Here is an 18,661-nt window from a genome sequence, read left to right on the forward strand (position 1 = left end):
TTCCTGACCGGACCGCTGCTCCGACGAACGCCGGCGCCCAGAAGGGGCGCCGCTGCAGACGTTAAGGAGACAGACCTCTTGGAAGGTCCTGAAATCACATTCGCCGAAGCCGTTCTCGACAACGGCTCGTACGGCACCCGCACCGTCCGCTTCGAGACCGGCCGCCTCGCGCAGCAGGCTCAGGGCGCCGTCGCCGCCTACCTCGACGAGGACACCATGCTCCTCTCGGCCACGTCGGCATCGAAGAACCCGAAGGACAACTTCGACTTCTTCCCGCTGACCGTCGACGTCGAGGAGCGCTCCTACGCCGCCGGCAAGATCCCCGGCTCGTTCTTCCGCCGCGAGGGCCGCCCCTCCACCGAGGCGATCCTGGTCTGCCGTCTGATCGACCGGCCGCTGCGCCCCTCGTTCGTCGAGGGCCTGCGCAACGAGGTCCAGATCGTCATCACGGTCCTCAGCATCGCGCCGGACGAGTTCTACGACGCCCTCGCGATCAACGCCGCGAGCGCGTCCACGCAGATCTCCGGCCTGCCGTTCTCCGGCCCGGTCGCCGGCGTCCGCCTGGCGCTCATGTCCGACGGCTCCGGCAACGACCAGTGGGTCGCCTTCCCCAAGGCCTCCCAGCTGGAGAACGCCGTCTTCGACCTCACCGTCGCGGGCCGCGTCGTCACCAACGAGGACGGCTCCTCGGACGTCGCCATCATGATGGTCGAGGCCGAGGCCACGGAGTCCTCCTGGAACCTCATCAAGGCGGGTGCGACCAAGCCCAGCGAGGACGTCGTCGCCGAGGGCCTCGAGGCCGCCAAGCCCTTCCTCCGCGCACTCGTCGAGGCGCAGGCGAAGCTCGCCGCCGAGACCGCGAAGCCGGTCAAGGACTACCCGGTGTTCCTGCCCTACGCGCAGGAGACCTATGACAACGTCGCCGAGCTCAGCTACGACGAGCTCGTCCGCGTGTACCAGATCGCCGACAAGGTCGAGCGGCAGGACGCCGACGACGCCCTCAAGGCGCGCGTCAAGGAGCAGATCGCCGAGCGCATCGCCTCGGGCCAGCTCTCGGCCGAGGCCTACAACCAGGTCGGAGCGGCGTACAAGTCCGTCACGAAGGTGGTCGTCCGCGGCCGCATCCTCCGCGACGGCGTGCGCATCGACGGACGCGGCCTGGCCGACATCCGCCCGCTCGACGCCGAGGTGCAGGTCATCCCGCGCGTCCACGGCTCGGCCATCTTCCAGCGCGGCGAGACCCAGATCCTGGGCGTCACCACGCTGAACATGCTCAAGATGGAGCAGCAGATCGACTCGCTGTCGCCCGTCACCAAGAAGCGGTACCTGCACCACTACAACTTCCCGCCCTACTCGACTGGTGAGACCGGCCGCGTCGGATCGCCGAAGCGTCGCGAGATCGGGCACGGCTTCCTCGCCGAGCGCGCCCTCGTGCCGGTGCTGCCGAGCCGCGAGGAGTTCCCCTACGCGATCCGCCAGGTCTCCGAGGCGCTGAGCTCCAACGGCTCGACCTCGATGGGCTCGGTCTGCGCGTCGACCCTGTCGCTCCTCAACGCCGGAGTGCCGCTGCGCGCCCCGGTCGCGGGCATCGCGATGGGCCTCGTGTCCGACGTCGTCGACGGCCAGACCCGCTACGCGGCGCTGACCGACATCCTGGGCGCCGAGGACGCGCTCGGCGACATGGACTTCAAGGTCGCCGGAACCGCCGAGTTCGTCACGGCCATCCAGCTCGACACGAAGCTCGACGGCATCCCGTCGTCGGTGCTCGACGCCGCGCTCAAGCAAGCCAAGGACGCCCGCACCACGATCCTCGCGGTGCTCACGGCGGCCATCGACCAGCCCGACGAGATGGCCCCGACCGCGCCCCGCGTGATCTCGGTGCAGATCCCCGTCGACAAGATCGGCGAGCTGATCGGCCCCAAGGGCAAGACGATCAACGCGATCCAGGACGAGACCGGCGCCGACATCTCCATCGAGGAGGACGGCACCGTCTACATCGGAGCCGTCGACGGCCCGTCGGCCGAGGCCGCGCGTGCGCAGGTCAACGCCATCGCGAACCCGACCAACCCCGAGGTCGGCGAGCAGTTCCTCGGAACCGTCGTCAAGCTCGCGACGTTCGGCGCGTTCGTCTCGCTCCTCCCCGGCAAGGACGGACTGCTGCACATCAGCGAGGTCCGCAAGCTCGCCGGCGGCAAGCGCGTCGAGAACGTCGAGGACGTCCTCGGAGTCGGTCAGAAGCTGCTCGTCCAGATCACCAAGATCGACGACCGCGGCAAGCTGTCCCTCGCGCCCGTCGTGGCCGAGGAGGCCGAGGCAGAGGCTCCCGCCGAGAGCTGATCCCTCCTGCACGACCGTGACGCCCGTCCCACTCCGGTGGGGCGGGCGTCCGTCGTCGGCGGGGGCATGGGGTACGGTGGCGGGACCGCGCCGCACCGCCCCGACCGGAGGACTCCGTGACCGACCCGACGCCCCTGGCCACCGAGCCGGAGACGCCCCTCCTCTCACGCACCCTGGGTCGGACCGGCCTCCCCGTGCATCCGCTCGCCCTCGACGGCTCCGTCTTCGGCTGGGCCGCCGGGATCGACGACACCACCGAGGTGCTCGACGCGTTCGGCCGTCTCGGCGGCACCCTGATCTCGACCGCGGACCACTACGCGACCGGTCGGAGCGAGTACATGATCGGCCGCTGGCTCGAGCAGAGCGGGCTGCGCGAGCGGATGCTGGTCGCGACGAAGGTCGGCAGGCACCCGGACGCGCCGGGCCTCGCCCCGGAGGACGTCCGCATCGCGATCGAGGGGAGCCTCGAGCGGCTCGGCACCCGGATCGACCTGCTCTCGTTCGACAGCGAGGACCCCGGGATCCCCATCGCCGACAGCCTGGCGGCGGTCGCGCCGTTCCTGGCGGACGGCTCGGTCGGCGCCCTGGGCGCCGCGCACTTCAGCGGAGCCGCGATCACGGCGCTGCACGAGACGGCGACCGCGTTCGCGCTGCCGTCGCTCTCGGCCGTCGTGTCGGAGTACAGCCTGATGGAGCGCCGGACCTACGAGACCGACGTCGCCCCCGAGGTGGTGCGGCTCGAGCTCGGCACCCTCGCGCGGCTGCCCCTGGCGAGCGGCTACCTCACCGGCGCCCTGCGCAGCCGCACGGACGAGCCGGAGTCGGCCCTGTTCGAGGCGGGCCTGGACTACGTCGGCCGCCACGGCTCCCGCGTGCTCGCGGCCCTCGACGAGATCGCCGGGGCCCACGGCACGGAGCCCGGCGTGGTCGCGCTCGCCTGGGTGCTCTCGCACCAGGAGGTCTCGGCGGCGATCGTCCGGGCGCGGAACGCCGCGGAGCTCGAGTCGCTGTTCGCGGCGGCCGCGCTCCCGCTGACCCGCAGCGACATCGCCCAGCTGGACCGCGTCTCCGCCTGAGGCCCTCGCCCGCTGGTCCACCGCCGTCGGGCGCCGCGCCCCGCGCCGGGCTCGGAGCGGGGCGCGGCGAGGTTCAGCGGCGCAGGATGCGCGCCTCCCACGGGCCGAGCGTCGACCCGGTCGCACCGGCGACGTTGCCGAGGACCGTCTCGGCAGCCGCCCACTCCTCGAGCAGCGGCACGTCGATCGGCTCGCCGGACACGTTCCCGACGACGAGCAGCTCGCCCGGTCCGGTGCGCGTGAAGGCGAAGAGCGCGGGGTGCTCGGGCTCCAGCAGCGCGAAGCGGCCGAGCTGCACCGTCTCGTCGGCGTGCCGCAGCGCGATCAGCGCCCGGTAGTACTCGAAGACCGACCGCTCGGCGGCCCGATCGGCGGCGACGTTCACCTCGGCGGCGTTCGGGTTGACCGCGATCCACGGCTCGCCGGTCGTGAAGCCGGCCTGGAGGCTGTCGTCCCACTGCACCGGCGTGCGGGCGTTGTCGCGGCTCTGCGCGCGCAGCCCGGCGAGCACGGTCGCCGGGTCCTCGCCGCGCTCGCCGACGGCCTCGGCCCAGTAGTTCAGGGACTCGACGTCGCGGAAGTCCTCGATGCCGGCGAACGGGACGTTCGTCATCCCGATCTCGTCGCCCTGGTAGATGTACGGCGTGCCGCGCTGGAGGTGGAGGAGCGTCGCCCAGAGGGTCGCGGACTCGTAGCGGTGCGCGCCGTCGTCCCCGAAGCGCGAGACGAGACGCGGCTGGTCGTGGTTGCCGAGGTACAGGCTGTTCCAGCCGCGCTCGGCCAGGCCGTCCTGCCAGCGCGCGAGGTTGGCCTTCAAGGCGACCAGGTCCAGCGGCACCGGGTGGAACTTGTCGACTCCGTGGTCGATGCCGACGTGCTCGAACTGGAAGACCATGTCGAGCTCACGCCGCTCGGGATCCGTCACGAGCACCGCCTCCTCGAGGGTGACCCCGGGCATCTCGCCGACGGTGAGGAAGGAGCCCTCGCGGTGCGCGAACACGGCCTCGTGCATCTCGCGGAGGTACTCGTGGAGCCGCGGACCCACCCCTCCGACGATGCCCGCGCCGCCCTGCTCGCCGTCGACGGCTCCGACGTCCTTCGAGACGAGGTTGATCACGTCCATCCGGAAGCCGTCCACTCCGCGGTCGAGCCAGCGGTTCATCATCGCGTGCACCGCGTTCCGCACCTCGGGGTTCTCCCAGTTGAGGTCCGGCTGCTGCACCGCGAAGAGGTGGAGGAAGTACTCGTCCGTCGCCGGGTCGAGCGTCCAGGCCGGGCCGGAGAAGTAGGAGCGCCAGCCGTTCGGCTCGGCGACGTCGAGGCCGGCGCCGGCGGCCGCCTCGAGCTCGCGGCCGGGCTCGGCCGAGCGGCGCCCGCGGCGCCACCAGTACCAGTCGCGCTTCGGGTCCTCCTGCGAGGAGCGGGACTCGACGAACCAGGCGTGCTCGTCGCTCGTGTGGTTGACCACGAGGTCCATCACGATGCGGATGCCGCGCTCGTGGGCCTCCGCGAGGAGCAGGTCGAACTCCTCCAGCGTCCCGAACCGCGGGTCGATGTCCTCGTAGTCCGAGATGTCGTAGCCGTTGTCGTGCTGCGGCGACGGGTAGACCGGCGAGAGCCAGATCACGTCGACCCCCAGGTCGGCGAGGTGGTCGAGCTTCGAGCGGATGCCGCCCAGGTCGCCGATGCCGTCGCCGTTCGAGTCCGCGAACGAGCGCGGGTAGATCTGGTAGACGACGGCGCTCGTCCACCAGGGCGCGGACGTCTCCCGCTCGGGGGAGTCGGAGGTCGGGGCGGCGGTCTCGGAGGGGGTCGGGGTGGCGGAGTCCATGGTCGCGAATCTAGCCCGGACGGCCGACACGGAGGGGCCCGCCGCACCGCTGCCCGGCGCGAGTCGACCCCGCCGGCGGCGCCCGTGTAACGATCTGGTGAACCGTGCGCGACCCGGCGGAGTGGCGGCTCCGGCGCTCGGATACTCTCTCCCCTGGCGGGACCCGAGCCGCCGCAGGGAGAGTGGTGGCGTGCCCAGGGACAGGACCGGCGCCGTCGTGCGGGCTCCCCGTCACAGTGCCGTCCCGCTCCCGCCCGCGGCCTCCCGCGCAGCCTCCTCGAGCGGCGTCCTCGCCGAGACCGGCCCCGTCGAGCCGACCGCCGTCGCACCCTCGCACCGCCGGCCGATGGGCGACTCCGGCCACGATCTCTTCCCCTTCGTGCTCGACGCGGCGGCGCTCGGCCGCGACGACGGTGCCGCGCTGCTCGAGCGCTACGCGGCGTGGGGCGGCAACGGCGTCGTCGTCACCGACTCGAGCCTCGCGGAGGGCGTCGGCGGCTGGCCCGCCGGACACCGCGACCGGGACCGCTTCCTCCTGATCGGCCGCTTCGCCGCTCCGGTCGGCGCCCCCGCGACGCCACGTGCGCTGGTGGACCGTGTCGAGGGGGCGCTGCGCCGCCTCCGCACCGATCGCCTCGACGTGCTGGCGGTCCGCCCCGACGGGGCCGGGCGCCTCGACGAGCTCCTCAGCGCTGTCGACGTGCTGCTGGCGCGCGGGCTGGTGCGGTCGATGGTCGCCTCCGGGTTCTCCCCGGAGGAGCTGTTCGAGGCGCGCGTCCTGGCCGCCCACGGGCTGCCCCGCCTCGCCGGCGCGGAGGTCCGCTGGAACCTGCTCGAGCGGCCCGGCTCGGAGGGCGATCTCGGCCTCGTCGCCGCCGGCCAGGGACTCGCCCTGCTCGCGACCGTCCCCCTCGCCCACGGGTTCCTCCGCGGCGCCGAGCGCACCCGCCGCGAGCTCGGCCGCCTGCCCGACGGCGCACTCGCCGCCGCCCACCTCGGGCGCCGCGGACGCCGGGTCCTCGCCGTCCTCGACGCGATCGGTGCCGAGCTCTCGGCCGCTCCCGCCGCCGTCGCCCTGGCCTGGCTGCTCGGCCGGCCGCGGCTGACCGCCGCGACGGTCGCCCCGCGCTCACCCGCCGACGTGGACGCGCTGGTGCGCGCGGTCTCGCTCGAGCTCGACCCCGGACACCTGGCCGCGCTGGAGCGCGCGCGCCGCTGACCGCGCCCGTCCGCGACGCCCCCTGCACCTCTCCCGCCACGGCGCGACAGCCCGGCTCGGGCCGCCGTCGCGGTGGCCTAGGGTGGGCACGATGAATCACGGAGTCGCACTGCCCCTCGACCAGCCGGAGACGTCAGTCCGGGCCGCAGGCGGATCCACGGTCCGCCGCTCCGTCCTCCCGAGCGGTGTCCGCATCCTCAGCGAATCGGTGCCCGGCGCCCGCAGCGCCACGATCGGCTTCTGGGTCGCCGCGGGTTCTCGCGACGAGCGGCCCGGCCGCCCCGCGACCGCGGGCGAGCCCGCCGTGCCCTCCAACGTCGGCTCGACGCACTTCCTCGAGCACCTGCTGTTCAAGGGCACGCAGAAGCGGTCCGCCCTCGACATCGCCGTGTCCTTCGACTCCGTGGGCGGGGAGCACAACGCTCTCACCGCCAAGGAGTACACCTGCTACTACGCCAAGATCCAGGACCGCGACCTCCCGATGGCGGTCGAGGTGATCGCCGACATGGTGACCTCGAGCCTGATCGATCCGGACGAGTTCGAGACCGAGCGCGGGGTCATCCTCGAGGAGCTGGCGATGGCGGACGACGATCCGGCCGACGTGGCGGGCGAGAAGCTGTTCGAGGCCGTGTTCGGCGACCACCCGCTGGGCCGCCCGATCGGGGGCACCGCCGCGACCATCGGCGAGGCCACCCGGGACGCGGTCTGGGCGCACTACCGCGCCGCCTACCGCCCGCGAGACGTGGTGATCACCGTCGCCGGCGCCGTCGACCACGAGGCGCTCGTCGCGCTGCTCCAGCGGGTCCTCGTCGCCGACGGCTGGGACCTCGGCACGGCGGCCCCGCCCGTCGAGCGGCGCGTCGGCGGCCGTGCGTCCTACACCCGCGGCAGCGCCCTGTCGGTGGTGCACCGCCCCACCGAGCAGGCGAACCTGCTGGTCGGCTTCCCCGGTCTCGCCGCGGGCGACGAGCGGCGGATGACGATGGGCGTCCTCAACTCGATCCTCGGCGGCGGCATGTCCTCGCGGCTGTTCCAGGAGGTGCGCGAGAAGCGCGGCCTGGCCTACTCCGTCTACTCCTTCGCCCCGTCCTACTCGGACGCGGGCCTCTTCGGGCTCTACGCCGCGTGCACCCCGGCGAAGGCGGGGACGGTCGCCGAGCTCCTGCTCACCGAGTTCCACCGCCTCGCCGAGGACGGCGTCACCGACGACGAGCTCGCCCGCGCCCGCGGCCAGCTCTCGGGAGCGGCGGCGCTCGCGCTGGAGGACTCCGACACCCGGATGTCGCGCCTCGGACGCGCCGAGCTGACCTTCGGCGAGTTCGTCGACCTCGACGAGAGCCTGCGCCGACTCGCCCTCGTCGGCGCGGAGGACGTCCAGGCACTCGCGGCAGACTTGGCCCGGGGGCCGTCGTCGATCTCGGCCGTCGGCGCGGTCGACGAGTCGGCCTTCGCCGGGATCGCCGGGATCGAGAGCGCCTCCGCGATCTGATCCGATCGTCGAACGCCCGCTGACCGCGCACCGCCGCGCCGCACCAGGGAGGACCCCGTGTCCCACTACATCTACCTCGTCCGCCACGGCGAGCAGCAGGACGCCGAGCACGGCATGCCGGACGGCCCGCTCTCGGCCCGTGGTGAGCGCCAGGCGAGGCTCATCGCCGAGCGGCTCGGCGGAGTCCCCTTCACCGGAGCGTGGCACTCGCCGCTGCGCCGGGCCGAGGAGACGGCCGCGCGCTTCCAGACGCTTCTGCCGAGCCTGCCGCTCCAGCCGTCCTCGCTGCTGTTCGACTGCATCCCCTCGGGGCCGACCCCGGACATGCCCAAGGCGTTCGAGCCCTTCTTCGGCAGCGTCACCGCGGCCGAGATCGAGGCGGGGCACGCGCAGATGCAGGACGCGGTGGCCGAGTTCCTGGCGCCGTCGCGCGAGGACCGCCACGACCTCCTCATCACCCACAACTTCGTGATCGGCTGGTTCGTCCGCCACGTGTTCGACGCTCCCGACTGGCGGTGGCTGGGCCTCAACCAGGCCAACTGCGGGCTGACGATCATCCGCGTCCGCTCCCGCAAGCCGCCGGTGCTCGTCGTGCACAACGACCTCTCGCACCTGCCCGTGGAGCTGCGCACCGGCCTGCCCGAGGCCCAGCCGTACTGAGCCGCGGGCTACGCTGAGTCGGTGACTACCTCCGTCGCCGTGGTCGGCGCGTCCGGCCGACTCGGCTCGTTCACCTGCTCGCTCATCGAGGCGTCGAGCGAGTTCTCGCTCGTCGCGCGGCTCGGCTCGCGGAGCGATCCCGCCGAGATGCTCGCGGCCGACGTCGTCGTCGACATGACCGTGCCGGCCGTCAGCCAGCAGATCGTCGACTTCGCCGTGGCCAACGGGAGGAAGGTGCTCGTCGGCACCTCCGGCTGGACCGGCGACCGGATCGCGGCCCTCCGGCGCAGCGTCGCCGAGCAGCCGGAGGCCGGCGTCGTGATCATCCCCAACTTCTCGCTGGGCTCGGTGCTCGCGACCGCGCTGGCCACCGTGGCCGCGCGCTTCTTCGACGCCGCCGAGATCGTCGAGACCCACGGCGCCCGCAAGGTCGACTCGCCCTCCGGGACCGCGGTCCGCACGGCCGAGCTGCTGCTGCGCGCCCGGGCCGAGCTCGGTCCGGTGCAGGCTCCGCACACCGACCAGCGGGCCCGCGGCCAGCAGGTCGCGAGCGTCCCGGTCCACAGCCTCCGCCTGCCCGGAGTGGAGGCGCGCCAGGAGGTCGTCTTCGGCGGCACCGGCGAGACGGTCACCATCCGGCACGACACCACCTCGCAGGCGTCCTACGAGCAGGGCGTCCTGCGCGCTCTCGACGCGGTCCGGACGACCACGGGCGTGGTGGTGGGCCTCGACGCGCTGATCGACCTGCGCGCCGCCTTCGACGCCGCGCCTCTCGACGAGCGGCCGGTCGACGAGCAGCCCGTCGTCGACCGGGCTCCGTCCGGCCAGGCCGCCGCAGCGACGAGCACCCCGTGAGGACCCGCATCGGCGTCGTCCTGATGGCGGTCCTGCTCGCCCTCTACCTGTTCGTCTGCCTGCAGTACTCCGTCGTCGCCTTCGCCGCGGCGACGGTGCCCGGCATCGTGATGGGCGTCGGCCTGCTGATCCTCGGCGCCGTCGGCGTCTGGGGGCTCGTGCGCGAGCTGCTGTTCGGGCTCCGCGCCGAGAAGCTGGCCCGTCGGCTGGAGGGCGAGAACGCGCTGCCGCAGGAGGTCCTCGACTCGCGGGCCAGCGGGCGTCCGCTCCGGGAGGAGGCGGACGCGCTGTTCCCGCAGTACGCGGAGGAGGTCGACGCGCAGCCCGGGAGCTGGCGTGCCTGGTACCGCCTCGGCCTCGCCTACGACGCCAGTGGCGACCGCAAGCGCGCCCGAGGCGCCATCCGCCGGGCCATCGCGCTGGAGCACGAGGCTCCGGCCTGACCGCTCGGCCGCGACTCGAGCGCGGCTCTCCGGGCGAGAACCGCTCGGGCGGCCGGGATCAGGCGAGCACCCACTCCAGCGCCGCGCCGACCGTGCGGTGGCGGAACTCGAAGCCGTCGTCGAGCAGCCGCTGGGGGACCAGGCGCTGGCTCGAGAGCAGGAGCTCGTGCCCGGCGTCGCGCAGCGCGAGCTCGATGATCTTCTCGGGGACGGCCAGCTTGAACGGGCGGTGCAGCTGCTCGGCGAGGGTGCGCATCACGTCGTTCGCGGTCGCCGGCACCGGTCCGGCGAGGTTCACCGGGCCCGAGAGCGAGGACGTGAGCAGGTGGCGGATCGCCGCGGCCTCGTCGTAGAGGCTGATCCAGGGCCAGGCCTGGTTGCCGCTGCCGAGGGGTCCGCTGAGGCCGAGCTTCGTCAGGGGCAGGAGCGGCTTGAGCGCGCCGCCGTCGCCGAGGACGAGCCCGGTGCGAGCGGTGACCACCCGCGTGGCCTCGGGCGCGAGGTGAGCGGCCTTCTCCCAGCGGTCGACGACGTCGGCGAGGAACCCGTCGCCGCGCGAGGACTGCTCGGTGAGCTCCTCGCCCGGGCGGTCTCCGTAGTAGCCGACCGCGGAGGCGTTGATCAGCGTCGTCGGCGGGGTCGAGGACATCCGCATCGCGTCGGTGAGGGTCTGCGTGGACTGGATCCGCGAGTCGAGGATCTCCCGCTTGTAGGACGCGGTCCACGGCAGGCGGCTGATCGAGGCGCCGGAGAGGTTGATCACGGCGTCGACGCGGTCGAGCACGCTGAAGTCGAGCATGTGCGAGGTGGGCGCCCAGTGGAACTCGTCCGGGCCCGACGGCGCGTGGCGCACCAGGCGCAGGATCTCGTGCCCCTCGGCGCGCAGCTGGCGGGTCAGCTCGGAGCCGATCATCCCGCTGGCGCCCGAGATCAGGACGCGGAGCCGGGGAGCGGACGCGTCCGGCCGGGCCGAGGGCAGCTCGGACGGCGTCGACACGTGCTCGCCCGGCGTGCGCGTGGCGCGTCGCGGCGAGCCGGAGTCCGTGGTCCCGTCGTGGTCGGAGTGCCGTGCGGATGAGTCGCTCATGGTGCCTCCCGGAGCCGGTCGCGGGCCGCCCGCGAAGCGGACCCAGCCTAGAGCCTCACGCCCGGGAGCCGGCCGAGCGCCCGACCAGGCCGGCCCGCGCGAGCACGAGGTAGAGCTCGCAGCCCAGGCAGAGGCCGAACACGGCGTTGAGGAAGGCGGCGAGGAAGGCGACGGCCGCGGCGACCGGAACCGATCCCGGGACGCCGGCGACGTGCAGGAGGACGCCGGCGCCGGTCACCACCAGGCCGATCAGCTGGGCGAAGCGCGGCGGGCGGGCGTCCTCCCACTCGCGCGGCGGTGCCAGGTGCGGCCGGACCACCCGGCGGAACAGCACCGCCCAGGGGCCGGAGCCGACGCCGCGCGCGGCCGACCAGGCGAAGAGGGCGGCGAGCGCGAGCAGCAGGAGGAAGCCGGGCTGGGAGAGCCGGCCGTCGAGGTCGGCCCGGGCCGGGGCCGCGAGCCCGAGGCCCACGGCCGTGAGGAGGAGTGCGGCGGTGACTCCGGCGGCGACCCTCGGACCGCGGGGATCGACGGTGCCGGACGGGGGAGTGGCGCCGGTGGTGGAGGGGGAGCGGGTGCCCATCATGTCTCCTGGAGTCGGTCGAGCTCGATGGTCAGGGCGGCGCGGGTCGGAGCGCCGCCGATGCGGCTGCGCGGCACTCCGTCTCGATCGAGCAGGAGGAGCGTGGGCGTCTGCCGGACGCGGAAGCGCGCCGCGAGGTCGGGGCGGTGCGTCAGATCGACGTCGAGGTGCGCCAGCCCGGGCCGCTGCTGGGCGAGCTCCCCGAGCATCCGTCGCACTGCAGGGCACCGCGTGCAGACGTCGGTCGAGAACTGCACGACTGTGGCCCGGGTCCCGAGCACTGCGCCGGGGACGAGCTCGCCGGGGTCGATCGCGGGGTCCTGGCGCGAGGGGGCGCTCGCGACGCGCCCGGAGCGGGCCCGATGGACAGCCCCGAGGACGACGCCCAGCACGACGAGGCCGAGCAGTGCGGCGAGGATCGTCACGGGCTCCATCCGGGAAGCGTAGGTCGGCGCGGGCGCTGCGCGGACGACTGTTTCGGGATGTGACGACGGCCGCGGTCGGAGCGTGGTCTAGGTTCGATCCGTGACCGAACAGAGCAGCCTCAGCGCAGACCCGAGTAGTCCCGTCTTCCGCAGTGATGTCGTCGTCGAGCTGGTCCGTGCGAGCGCCCACGACTCCGACGTGCTGTTCGCGGCCCGCGTCTCGACCCAGGGCGAGAAGACGCTCGCCGAGGCGCTCGACGGCGAGGAGTCCGACGCCGAGTTGCAGCGCAAGCGCGACCGCGGCCTGATCAACTACCTCATGCGCGACCGCCACGGCTCGCCGTTCGAGCACAACTCGATGACCTTCTACGTGCAGGCGCCGATCTTCGTCTTCCGCGAGTTCATGCGGCACCGCATCGCCTCCTACAACGAGGAGTCGGGCCGCTACCGCGAGCTCCGTCCGGTCTTCTACGTGCCCGGCCCCCGCCGTAATCTCGTGCAGGTCGGCAAGCCCGGCGCCTACTCCTTCGAGCCCGGCACCGCGGAGCAGGCCGAGCTCGTCGCCGAGGAGACGCGCCGCGTCAGCACGCAGGCCTACGAGTCGTACCGGCGGATGCTCGGCGAGGGCGTCGCCCGCGAGGTCGCCCGGATCGTCCTCCCGCTGAACATCTACTCGTCGATGTACGTCACGCTCAACGCCCGCTCGCTGATGAACTTCCTCTCCCTGCGCACCAAGCGCGAGGACTCGACGTTCCCCTCCTTCCCGCAGCGCGAGATCGAGATGGCGGCCGAGCAGATGGAGACGCACTTCCAGGAGCTGATGCCCCTCACGGCCGCCGCCTTCACAGCGAACGGCCGCGTCGCCCCGTAGCCCGCCGCCCGGCGAGGACGAGCGGGCCGTCCCGCCCGATCCGCCTGCTGCCGTCCGCGCGGGCGGCTCCGGGAACCTCCTCCCGGCGGCGCGGCGGCGACCCGCTACCCTGGCAGCGTGTCAACTCCGGAGAATCCCTTCGGCCAGGTCCTGGTCGCCCTGGTCACCCCGTTCACCGCCGACGGCGAGGTCGACTGGCCCGGTGTCGAGAAGCACATCGACGACTGCATCGCAGCGGGCGCGGACGGCATCGTGGTCACCGGGACCACGGGCGAGACCAGCACCCTGACCGACCCGGAGAAGATCCGCCTCGTCGAGGTCGGCCGCTCGGTCGCCGGGGGCCGCGCCAAGATCATCACGGGAGGCGGCTCGAACGAGACCGCCCACGCCATGCAGCTCGCCCGTCAGAGCGAGAAGGCCGGCGCCGACGGCAACATGGTCGTCACCCCGTACTACAACAAGCCCACGCAGGCGGGCGTGCTCACCCACTTCCGGATGATCGCGGATGCGACGGACCTGCCGGTCATCCTCTACGACATCCCCGGCCGCACCGGCGTGCCGATCCGCTACGAGACGATCCTGCGGGCGGCCAAGCACCCGAACATCCTGGCCGTGAAGGACGCGAAGGGCGATCTCTCCGAGGTCAGCCGCGTGCTCAACCAGACCGACCTGATGTACTTCTGCGGCGACGACGCGAACGTGCTCCCCGAGCTCGCCATCGGCGCCACGGGGCTCATCGGCGTCACCGCGAACATCGCCGCCGCGCCGTACCGCACGATCGTCGACGCCGTGAACGCGGGCGACCTCCACGCGGCCACCCGCGCGCACCAGCAGCTCGAGCCGCTCGTGCGCGCCGTGATGACGCACGTCCCCGGTACCGTCGCCGCGAAGTACATCCTGCACGGCCTCGGCCGCATCTCCTCGCCGCGCGTGCGGCTGCCCCTGGTCGGCCCGGAGGAGTCGGAGGCGGCGCTCATCGAGGACGAGCTCGGCCTGGTCCGCGACATCCCGGGCGTCGACTTCCGCAACTTCCGGCCCGACCGCAACGCCGCGGCCGGCGGCGCCCTCCCGAAGGTCGCCGGCACCACCCGCTGAGCCCGAGCGGCACGTCCCGAGAAAGCACCGCTGGAGAAGGAGGGCGCATGCCCGGTCCCGTGATCATCCCCGCCCCGCTCGCTCCGGGAACGCTCCGGATCATCCCCCTCGGCGGCCTCGGCGAGATCGGCCGCAACATGACCGTCTTCGAGATCGACGGCAGGCTCCTGGTCGTCGACTGCGGCGTGCTCTTCCCGGAGGAGGACCAGCCGGGCGTCGACCTGATCCTCCCGGACTTCACACCCATCCGGGACCGGCTCGACGACGTCGTCGGAGTGGTCCTCACCCACGGCCACGAGGACCACATCGGCGCCGTCCCCTACCTGCTCCGGCTGAAGCGCGACATCCCGCTGATCGGCTCCACCCTCACGCTCGCCCTCGTCGAGGCGAAGCTCAAGGAGCACCGGATCACGCCGTACACGCTCACGGTGAAGGAGGGCGACGTCGAGAACCTCGGGCCCTTCGAGCTCGAGTTCGTCGCCGTGAACCACTCGATCCCGGACGCGCTGGCCGTGTCGATCGTCACCGACGCGGGCTCGGTGCTGCACACCGGCGACTTCAAGATGGACCAGCTGCCGCTCGACGGCCGGATCACCGACCTGCGCGCCTTCGCCCGCCTCGGCGAGGAGGGTGTCGATCTGTTCATGGTCGACTCCACCAACGCCGACGTCCCCGGCTTCACGCCGAGCGAGCGCGACATCGGCCCGGTCATCGAGAGCGTCATGGCCAGGGCGACCCGCCGCGTCATCGTCGCGAGCTTCTCCAGCCACGTGCACCGGGTGCAGCAGGTGCTCGACGCGGCTCACGCCACGGGCCGCCGCGTGGCGCTGCTCGGCCGCTCCATGGTCCGCAACATGCGCATCGCCGCGGATCTCGGCTACCTGCACGTCCCTCCGGGAGTCCTGGTCGACATGAAGAAGTCGGGCGACGTCCCCGAGGACAGGATCGTCTACATGTCCACCGGGTCGCAGGGCGAGCCGATGGCCGTCCTCAGCCGGATGGCCAACCTCGATCACCAGATCGAGCCGGGGGAGGGCGACACCGTGATCCTCGCCTCCAGCCTCATCCCCGGCAACGAGAACGCGGTGTACCGGGTCATCAACGGGCTCACCCGGCTCGGAGCGACCGTCGTGCACAAGGGCAACGCGAAGGTGCACGTGTCCGGGCACGCCGCGGCCGGCGAGCTCCTCTACTGCTACAACATCCTCAAGCCGCTGAACGTGATGCCGGTGCACGGCGAGTACCGGCACCTGGTCGCGAACGCGCAGCTCGCGCGCGAGACCGGGATCGCGGAGGAGAACACGATCATCGCCGAGGACGGCACCGTGATCGACCTGCTCGACGGCAGGGCGACCGTCGTCGGACGGCTCGACCTGGGGTTCGTCTACGTCGACGGATCGTCGGTGGGCGAGATCACGGACGCCGACCTCAAGGACCGGCGGATTCTCGGCGAGGAGGGCTTCATCTCGATCATCGTGGTGGTCGAGGCGGGCACGGGGCGGATCGTCGTCGGCCCCGAGATCCACGCGAAGGGCTTCGCGGAGGACGACAGCGTCTTCGACGAGGTCAAGCCGCGGATCGCGGCCGCGCTCGAGGAGGCGGTGCGGAACGGGGCGAGCGACCAGCACGCGCTGTCGCAGGCCGTCCGTCGCGTCGTCGGTCGCTGGGTCAACACCTCCTACCGCCGCCGGCCCATGATCGTGCCGCTCGTCATCGAGGCCTGAGCCTCCCGGCCGGCGGCGGATCGGCGCCGGCCGTCGCGGCGCGGGTCACCGGCCCTGACGGGGGCGGCGGGTACGGTGGCCTCATGGCGACCAGTACCAAGACGACCTCGCGCGGGCGCGGCAGCGCGACTCCGCGCTCCGGCGCGCCGCGATCCGGACGGGGCTCGGGCAAGGCGGCCGCCGAGACGAAGACGGTGGCCTTCGAGTCCGCCCCGCGCACCAACCCCGCCGTGCGGCTCTGGATGGCGCTGGCCCACCTCGCGGGCGGCGCCGCCCGCGCCCTCGGTCCCGAGCGGCTGGCGAAGGAGGAGCGCCGCGACGGCGTCCCCTTCCTGCTGCTGCTGCTGGCCGTCGCGGGCGCGGTGGTCGAGTGGTTCCTCGCGACCGACCCGGTCGCCCTGGTGCTCGACGCGTGGAGCTTCGGCGGCTTCTTCGGCCGGGTCGCCTACGTGCTGCCGGTCGTCCTTCTCCTCTTCTCCCTCTGGCTCTTCCGGCACCCCCGGTCCGTCGACGACAACGGGCGGATCGGCGTGGGCGTCATCACGCTGCTCGTCGCCTCCGCCGGCATCTGCCACGCGCACCTCGGCCTGCCGCAGCCCGGCCAGGGAATCGAGACCATGGCGGCCGCGGGAGGCGTCCTCGGCTGGCTGGTGGGCGCCCCGCTCGCGGCGATCGCCACCGTCCCCGGCGCGACCGTGCTGCTGTCTCTCGTGATCCTGCTGTCGCTGTTCATCATCACCAAGACCCCGCCGAACCGCATCGGCGCGCGCTCGCGGGAGCTCTACGGCTACCTCTTCGGCGCCCCTGTGCTCGACGACGAGGAGCGCGCCCGCCTCAAGGCCGAGCGGGCCGCCGCGAAGGCCGCGGCGAAGGCGGAGGCCGAGCAGGAGGAGGACGCGCAGCAGGACGGCGGAGAGCTGCCCTGGTGGCGGCGCACCGAGTCCGGGCGCGAGGACGAGCCGACCGTGCAGACCGAGCTCCCGATCGACTCCTTCACCGAGGTGCTCGAGGGTGCCGCGCCCGCCCGCGGCCGCGCGAAGGGCTTCGACACCGCGCTCGAGGAGCGCGACGACGAGGCCCACCCGCCGACCCGCTCCTACGCCACCGAGGTGCTGGCCGAGGCCGAGACCGCCGAGGCGGCGCTCGCCCGCTTCGAGCAGACGGGCGCTCCCCGCGGCGCGACCGGCGTGGTCGACGACGACGCGACCGAGGTCATCCGGCTCGACCGCCTCGACGTGGCGCCCGCCGTCCCGATCCCGCCCGTCATCGAGACCGGCCCGATCGCGCCCCTCGCCGAGGAGGATCCGACCGCCGGCTTCGACTCCTCGTTCGAGGACGACGCGCCGTACCGCCTCCCCTCGGCGGCCGCCCTCTCGACGGGCACGCCCTCCAAGGCGCGCTCGGCGGCCAACGACGAGATGGTCCGCGCCATCACCGAGGTGCTGCAGCAGTTCAACGTGGACGCGACGGTCACCGGCTTCTCCCGCGGCCCGACCGTCACCCGCTACGAGATCGAACTCGGCCCCGGCGTCAAGGTCGAGCGCGTCACCGCGCTCAGCAAGAACCTCTCCTACGCCGTCGCCAGCAACGAGGTCCGGATCCTCTCCCCGATCCCGGGCAAGAGCGCGATCGGCGTCGAGATCCCCAACACGGACCGCGAGATCGTCTCGCTGGGCGACGTCCTCCGCTCGCCGGCCTCGACGACGTCCACGCACCCGATGACCATCGGCGTCGGGAAGGACGTCGAGGGCGGCTACGTCGTGGCGAACCTCGCCAAGATGCCGCACCTCCTGGTCGCCGGCTCCACCGGCTCCGGCAAGTCCAGCTTCGTCAACTCGATGATCACGAGCCTGCTGATGCGCGCGCGCCCGCAGGACGTGCGCATGGTCCTGATCGACCCCAAGCGCGTGGAGCTCACCATCTACGGCGGAGTGCCCCACCTGATCACTCCGATCATCACGAACCCCAAGAAGGCCGCCGAGGCGCTGCAGTGGGTCGTGAAGGAGATGGACATGCGCTACGACGACCTGGCGTCGTTCGGGTTCCGTCACATCGACGACTTCAACGCGGCCGTCCGCGCGGACGAGATCAAGCTCCCGGCGGGCAGCAGCCGCGTCCTCAAGCCGTACCCGTACCTCCTCGTGGTGGTCGACGAGCTCGCCGACCTGATGATGGTCGCCCCGCGCGACGTCGAGGACTCGATCGTGCGCATCACCCAGCTCGCGCGCGCCTCGGGCATCCACCTCGTGCTGGCCACGCAGCGGCCGAGCGTCGACGTGGTGACCGGCCTCATCAAGGCGAACGTGCCCAGCCGCCTCGCCTTCGCGGTGACCAGCGTCACCGACTCGCGGGTCATCCTCGACCAGCCGGGAGCCGACAAGCTCATCGGGCAGGGCGACGGCCTCTTCCTCCCCATGGGCACCAACAAGCCGATGCGCGTGCAGGGCGCCTGGGTCCGCGAGGACGAGATCGCGAAGGTCGTCGAGCACGTCACCCGTCAGGCGCAGCCCGAGTACCGCCAGGACATCACCGTGCAGGCGCAGCGCAAGGAGATCGACTCCGACATCGGGGACGACCTCGAGCTGCTGGTCGCGGCGGCCGAGCTCGTCGTCAGCACGCAGTTCGGCTCGACCTCGATGCTGCAGCGCAAGCTCCGCGTCGGCTTCGCCAAGGCCGGCCGACTGATGGACCTGCTCGAGTCGCGCGAGGTCGTCGGCCCCTCCGAGGGGTCGAAGGCCCGCGACGTGCTGGTCACCGCCGAGCAGCTGCCGGGCGTCCTCGCGCGGATGCGCGGCGAGGACCCGGGTGAGGGGCCGGCCGCGCCGTCCTCGGTCGCCCCGGACCCGTACGCGGATCCGCTGGCCGAGCCGACGGGGCCCGCCGCCACCGACTACCACGACGACGACGAGGGGTCCGGCGAGGACGCCTGGACGCTGACGGGACGCGAGTGACCGTCCCGGTCGCCC

The 18,661-nt window shown here is 72.8% G+C and carries 15 protein-coding genes; 11 read left to right on the forward strand and 4 right to left on the reverse strand.

Going from position 1 to position 18,661, the window contains the following annotated elements; genetic code table 11:
• The first annotated feature begins 78 nt into the window (after positions 1-78).
• Positions 79-2,337 carry a polyribonucleotide nucleotidyltransferase gene (locus C5C53_RS06160; RefSeq protein WP_104226293.1) on the forward strand — a complete coding sequence of 753 codons (2,259 nt, stop codon included), beginning with the start codon at positions 79-81 and terminating at the stop codon, positions 2,335-2,337.
• 116 nt (positions 2,338-2,453) lie between these two features.
• The gene (locus C5C53_RS06165; protein ID WP_104233259.1) at positions 2,454-3,413 is read left to right on the forward strand and encodes an aldo/keto reductase; all 960 of its coding nucleotides are present in this window, start codon (positions 2,454-2,456) and stop codon (positions 3,411-3,413) included.
• Positions 3,414-3,486: 73 nt separating this feature from the next.
• On the opposite strand, the gene C5C53_RS06170 is transcribed toward C5C53_RS06165, so the two are convergent.
• Positions 3,487-5,244, reverse strand: coding sequence for an alpha-glucosidase (locus tag C5C53_RS06170; protein WP_104267081.1), 1,758 nt, complete (start codon positions 5,242-5,244; stop codon positions 3,487-3,489).
• 190 nt (positions 5,245-5,434) lie between these two features.
• On the opposite strand from C5C53_RS06170, the gene C5C53_RS06175 reads away from it, so the two are divergent.
• From C5C53_RS06175 to C5C53_RS06195, 5 genes are all read left to right on the forward strand, one after another.
• The gene (locus C5C53_RS06175; RefSeq protein WP_181127725.1) at positions 5,435-6,463 is read left to right on the forward strand and encodes an aldo/keto reductase; all 1,029 of its coding nucleotides are present in this window, start codon (positions 5,435-5,437) and stop codon (positions 6,461-6,463) included.
• 91 nt (positions 6,464-6,554) lie between these two features.
• Positions 6,555-7,952 (forward strand): pitrilysin family protein, encoded by a 1,398-nt coding sequence (locus C5C53_RS06180; protein WP_104224504.1) that lies wholly within the window; start codon positions 6,555-6,557, stop codon positions 7,950-7,952.
• 57 nt (positions 7,953-8,009) lie between these two features.
• Positions 8,010-8,612: a histidine phosphatase family protein gene (locus C5C53_RS06185; RefSeq protein ID WP_104224462.1), complete on the forward strand. Its 603-nt coding sequence runs from the start codon at positions 8,010-8,012 to the stop codon at positions 8,610-8,612.
• A gap of 21 nt (positions 8,613-8,633) precedes the next feature.
• Positions 8,634-9,467 carry a 4-hydroxy-tetrahydrodipicolinate reductase gene (gene dapB / locus C5C53_RS06190; protein WP_104267083.1) on the forward strand — a complete coding sequence of 278 codons (834 nt, stop codon included), beginning with the start codon at positions 8,634-8,636 and terminating at the stop codon, positions 9,465-9,467.
• Positions 9,464-9,910, forward strand: coding sequence for a hypothetical protein (locus C5C53_RS06195; RefSeq protein ID WP_104250175.1), 447 nt, complete (start codon positions 9,464-9,466; stop codon positions 9,908-9,910). Before dapB ends, C5C53_RS06195 begins: the two co-directional genes overlap by 4 nt.
• Before the next feature lie 58 nt (positions 9,911-9,968).
• Here the strand turns inward: C5C53_RS06195 and C5C53_RS06200 are convergent, their stop codons facing one another.
• From C5C53_RS06200 to C5C53_RS06210, 3 genes are read right to left on the reverse strand one after another with little or no spacing between them, the layout of a single operon-like run.
• Entirely contained in the window at positions 9,969-10,997 is a 1,029-nt protein-coding gene (locus C5C53_RS06200; protein WP_104267084.1) for a TIGR01777 family oxidoreductase, read from the reverse strand.
• Positions 10,998-11,052: 55 nt separating this feature from the next.
• Positions 11,053-11,583 (reverse strand): DUF4395 domain-containing protein, encoded by a 531-nt coding sequence (locus tag C5C53_RS06205; protein ID WP_258075380.1) that lies wholly within the window; start codon positions 11,581-11,583, stop codon positions 11,053-11,055.
• On the reverse strand, positions 11,580-12,014 hold the full coding sequence (locus C5C53_RS06210) for a thioredoxin family protein (protein WP_104267086.1): 435 nt from the start codon (positions 12,012-12,014) through the stop codon (positions 11,580-11,582). Before C5C53_RS06210 ends, C5C53_RS06205 begins: the two co-directional genes overlap by 4 nt.
• A gap of 91 nt (positions 12,015-12,105) precedes the next feature.
• Here C5C53_RS06210 and thyX point away from each other — a divergent pair, with 91 nt between their 5' ends.
• The 4 genes from thyX to C5C53_RS06230 all read left to right on the forward strand — a co-directional run bounded on the left by thyX (position 12,106) and on the right by C5C53_RS06230 (position 18,646).
• Complete coding sequence (thyX, locus tag C5C53_RS06215; RefSeq protein WP_104226301.1) at positions 12,106-12,876, forward strand: FAD-dependent thymidylate synthase; 771 nt, start codon at positions 12,106-12,108, stop codon at positions 12,874-12,876.
• Between the two features lie 117 nt (positions 12,877-12,993).
• A complete protein-coding gene (gene dapA / locus C5C53_RS06220; RefSeq protein ID WP_104267087.1) occupies positions 12,994-13,971 on the forward strand; it encodes a 4-hydroxy-tetrahydrodipicolinate synthase in 978 nt (325 codons plus the stop codon).
• Positions 13,972-14,018: 47 nt separating this feature from the next.
• Positions 14,019-15,695, forward strand: coding sequence for a ribonuclease J (locus C5C53_RS06225; RefSeq protein WP_104267088.1), 1,677 nt, complete (start codon positions 14,019-14,021; stop codon positions 15,693-15,695).
• An 83-nt stretch (positions 15,696-15,778) separates the two neighbouring features.
• The gene (locus tag C5C53_RS06230; RefSeq protein WP_104238628.1) at positions 15,779-18,646 is read left to right on the forward strand and encodes a DNA translocase FtsK; all 2,868 of its coding nucleotides are present in this window, start codon (positions 15,779-15,781) and stop codon (positions 18,644-18,646) included.
• Positions 18,647-18,661: the final 15 nt, after the last annotated feature.

The organism is Rathayibacter sp. AY1E3, from assembly GCF_002932235.1.
Taxonomy (GTDB): domain Bacteria; phylum Actinomycetota; class Actinomycetes; order Actinomycetales; family Microbacteriaceae; genus Rathayibacter.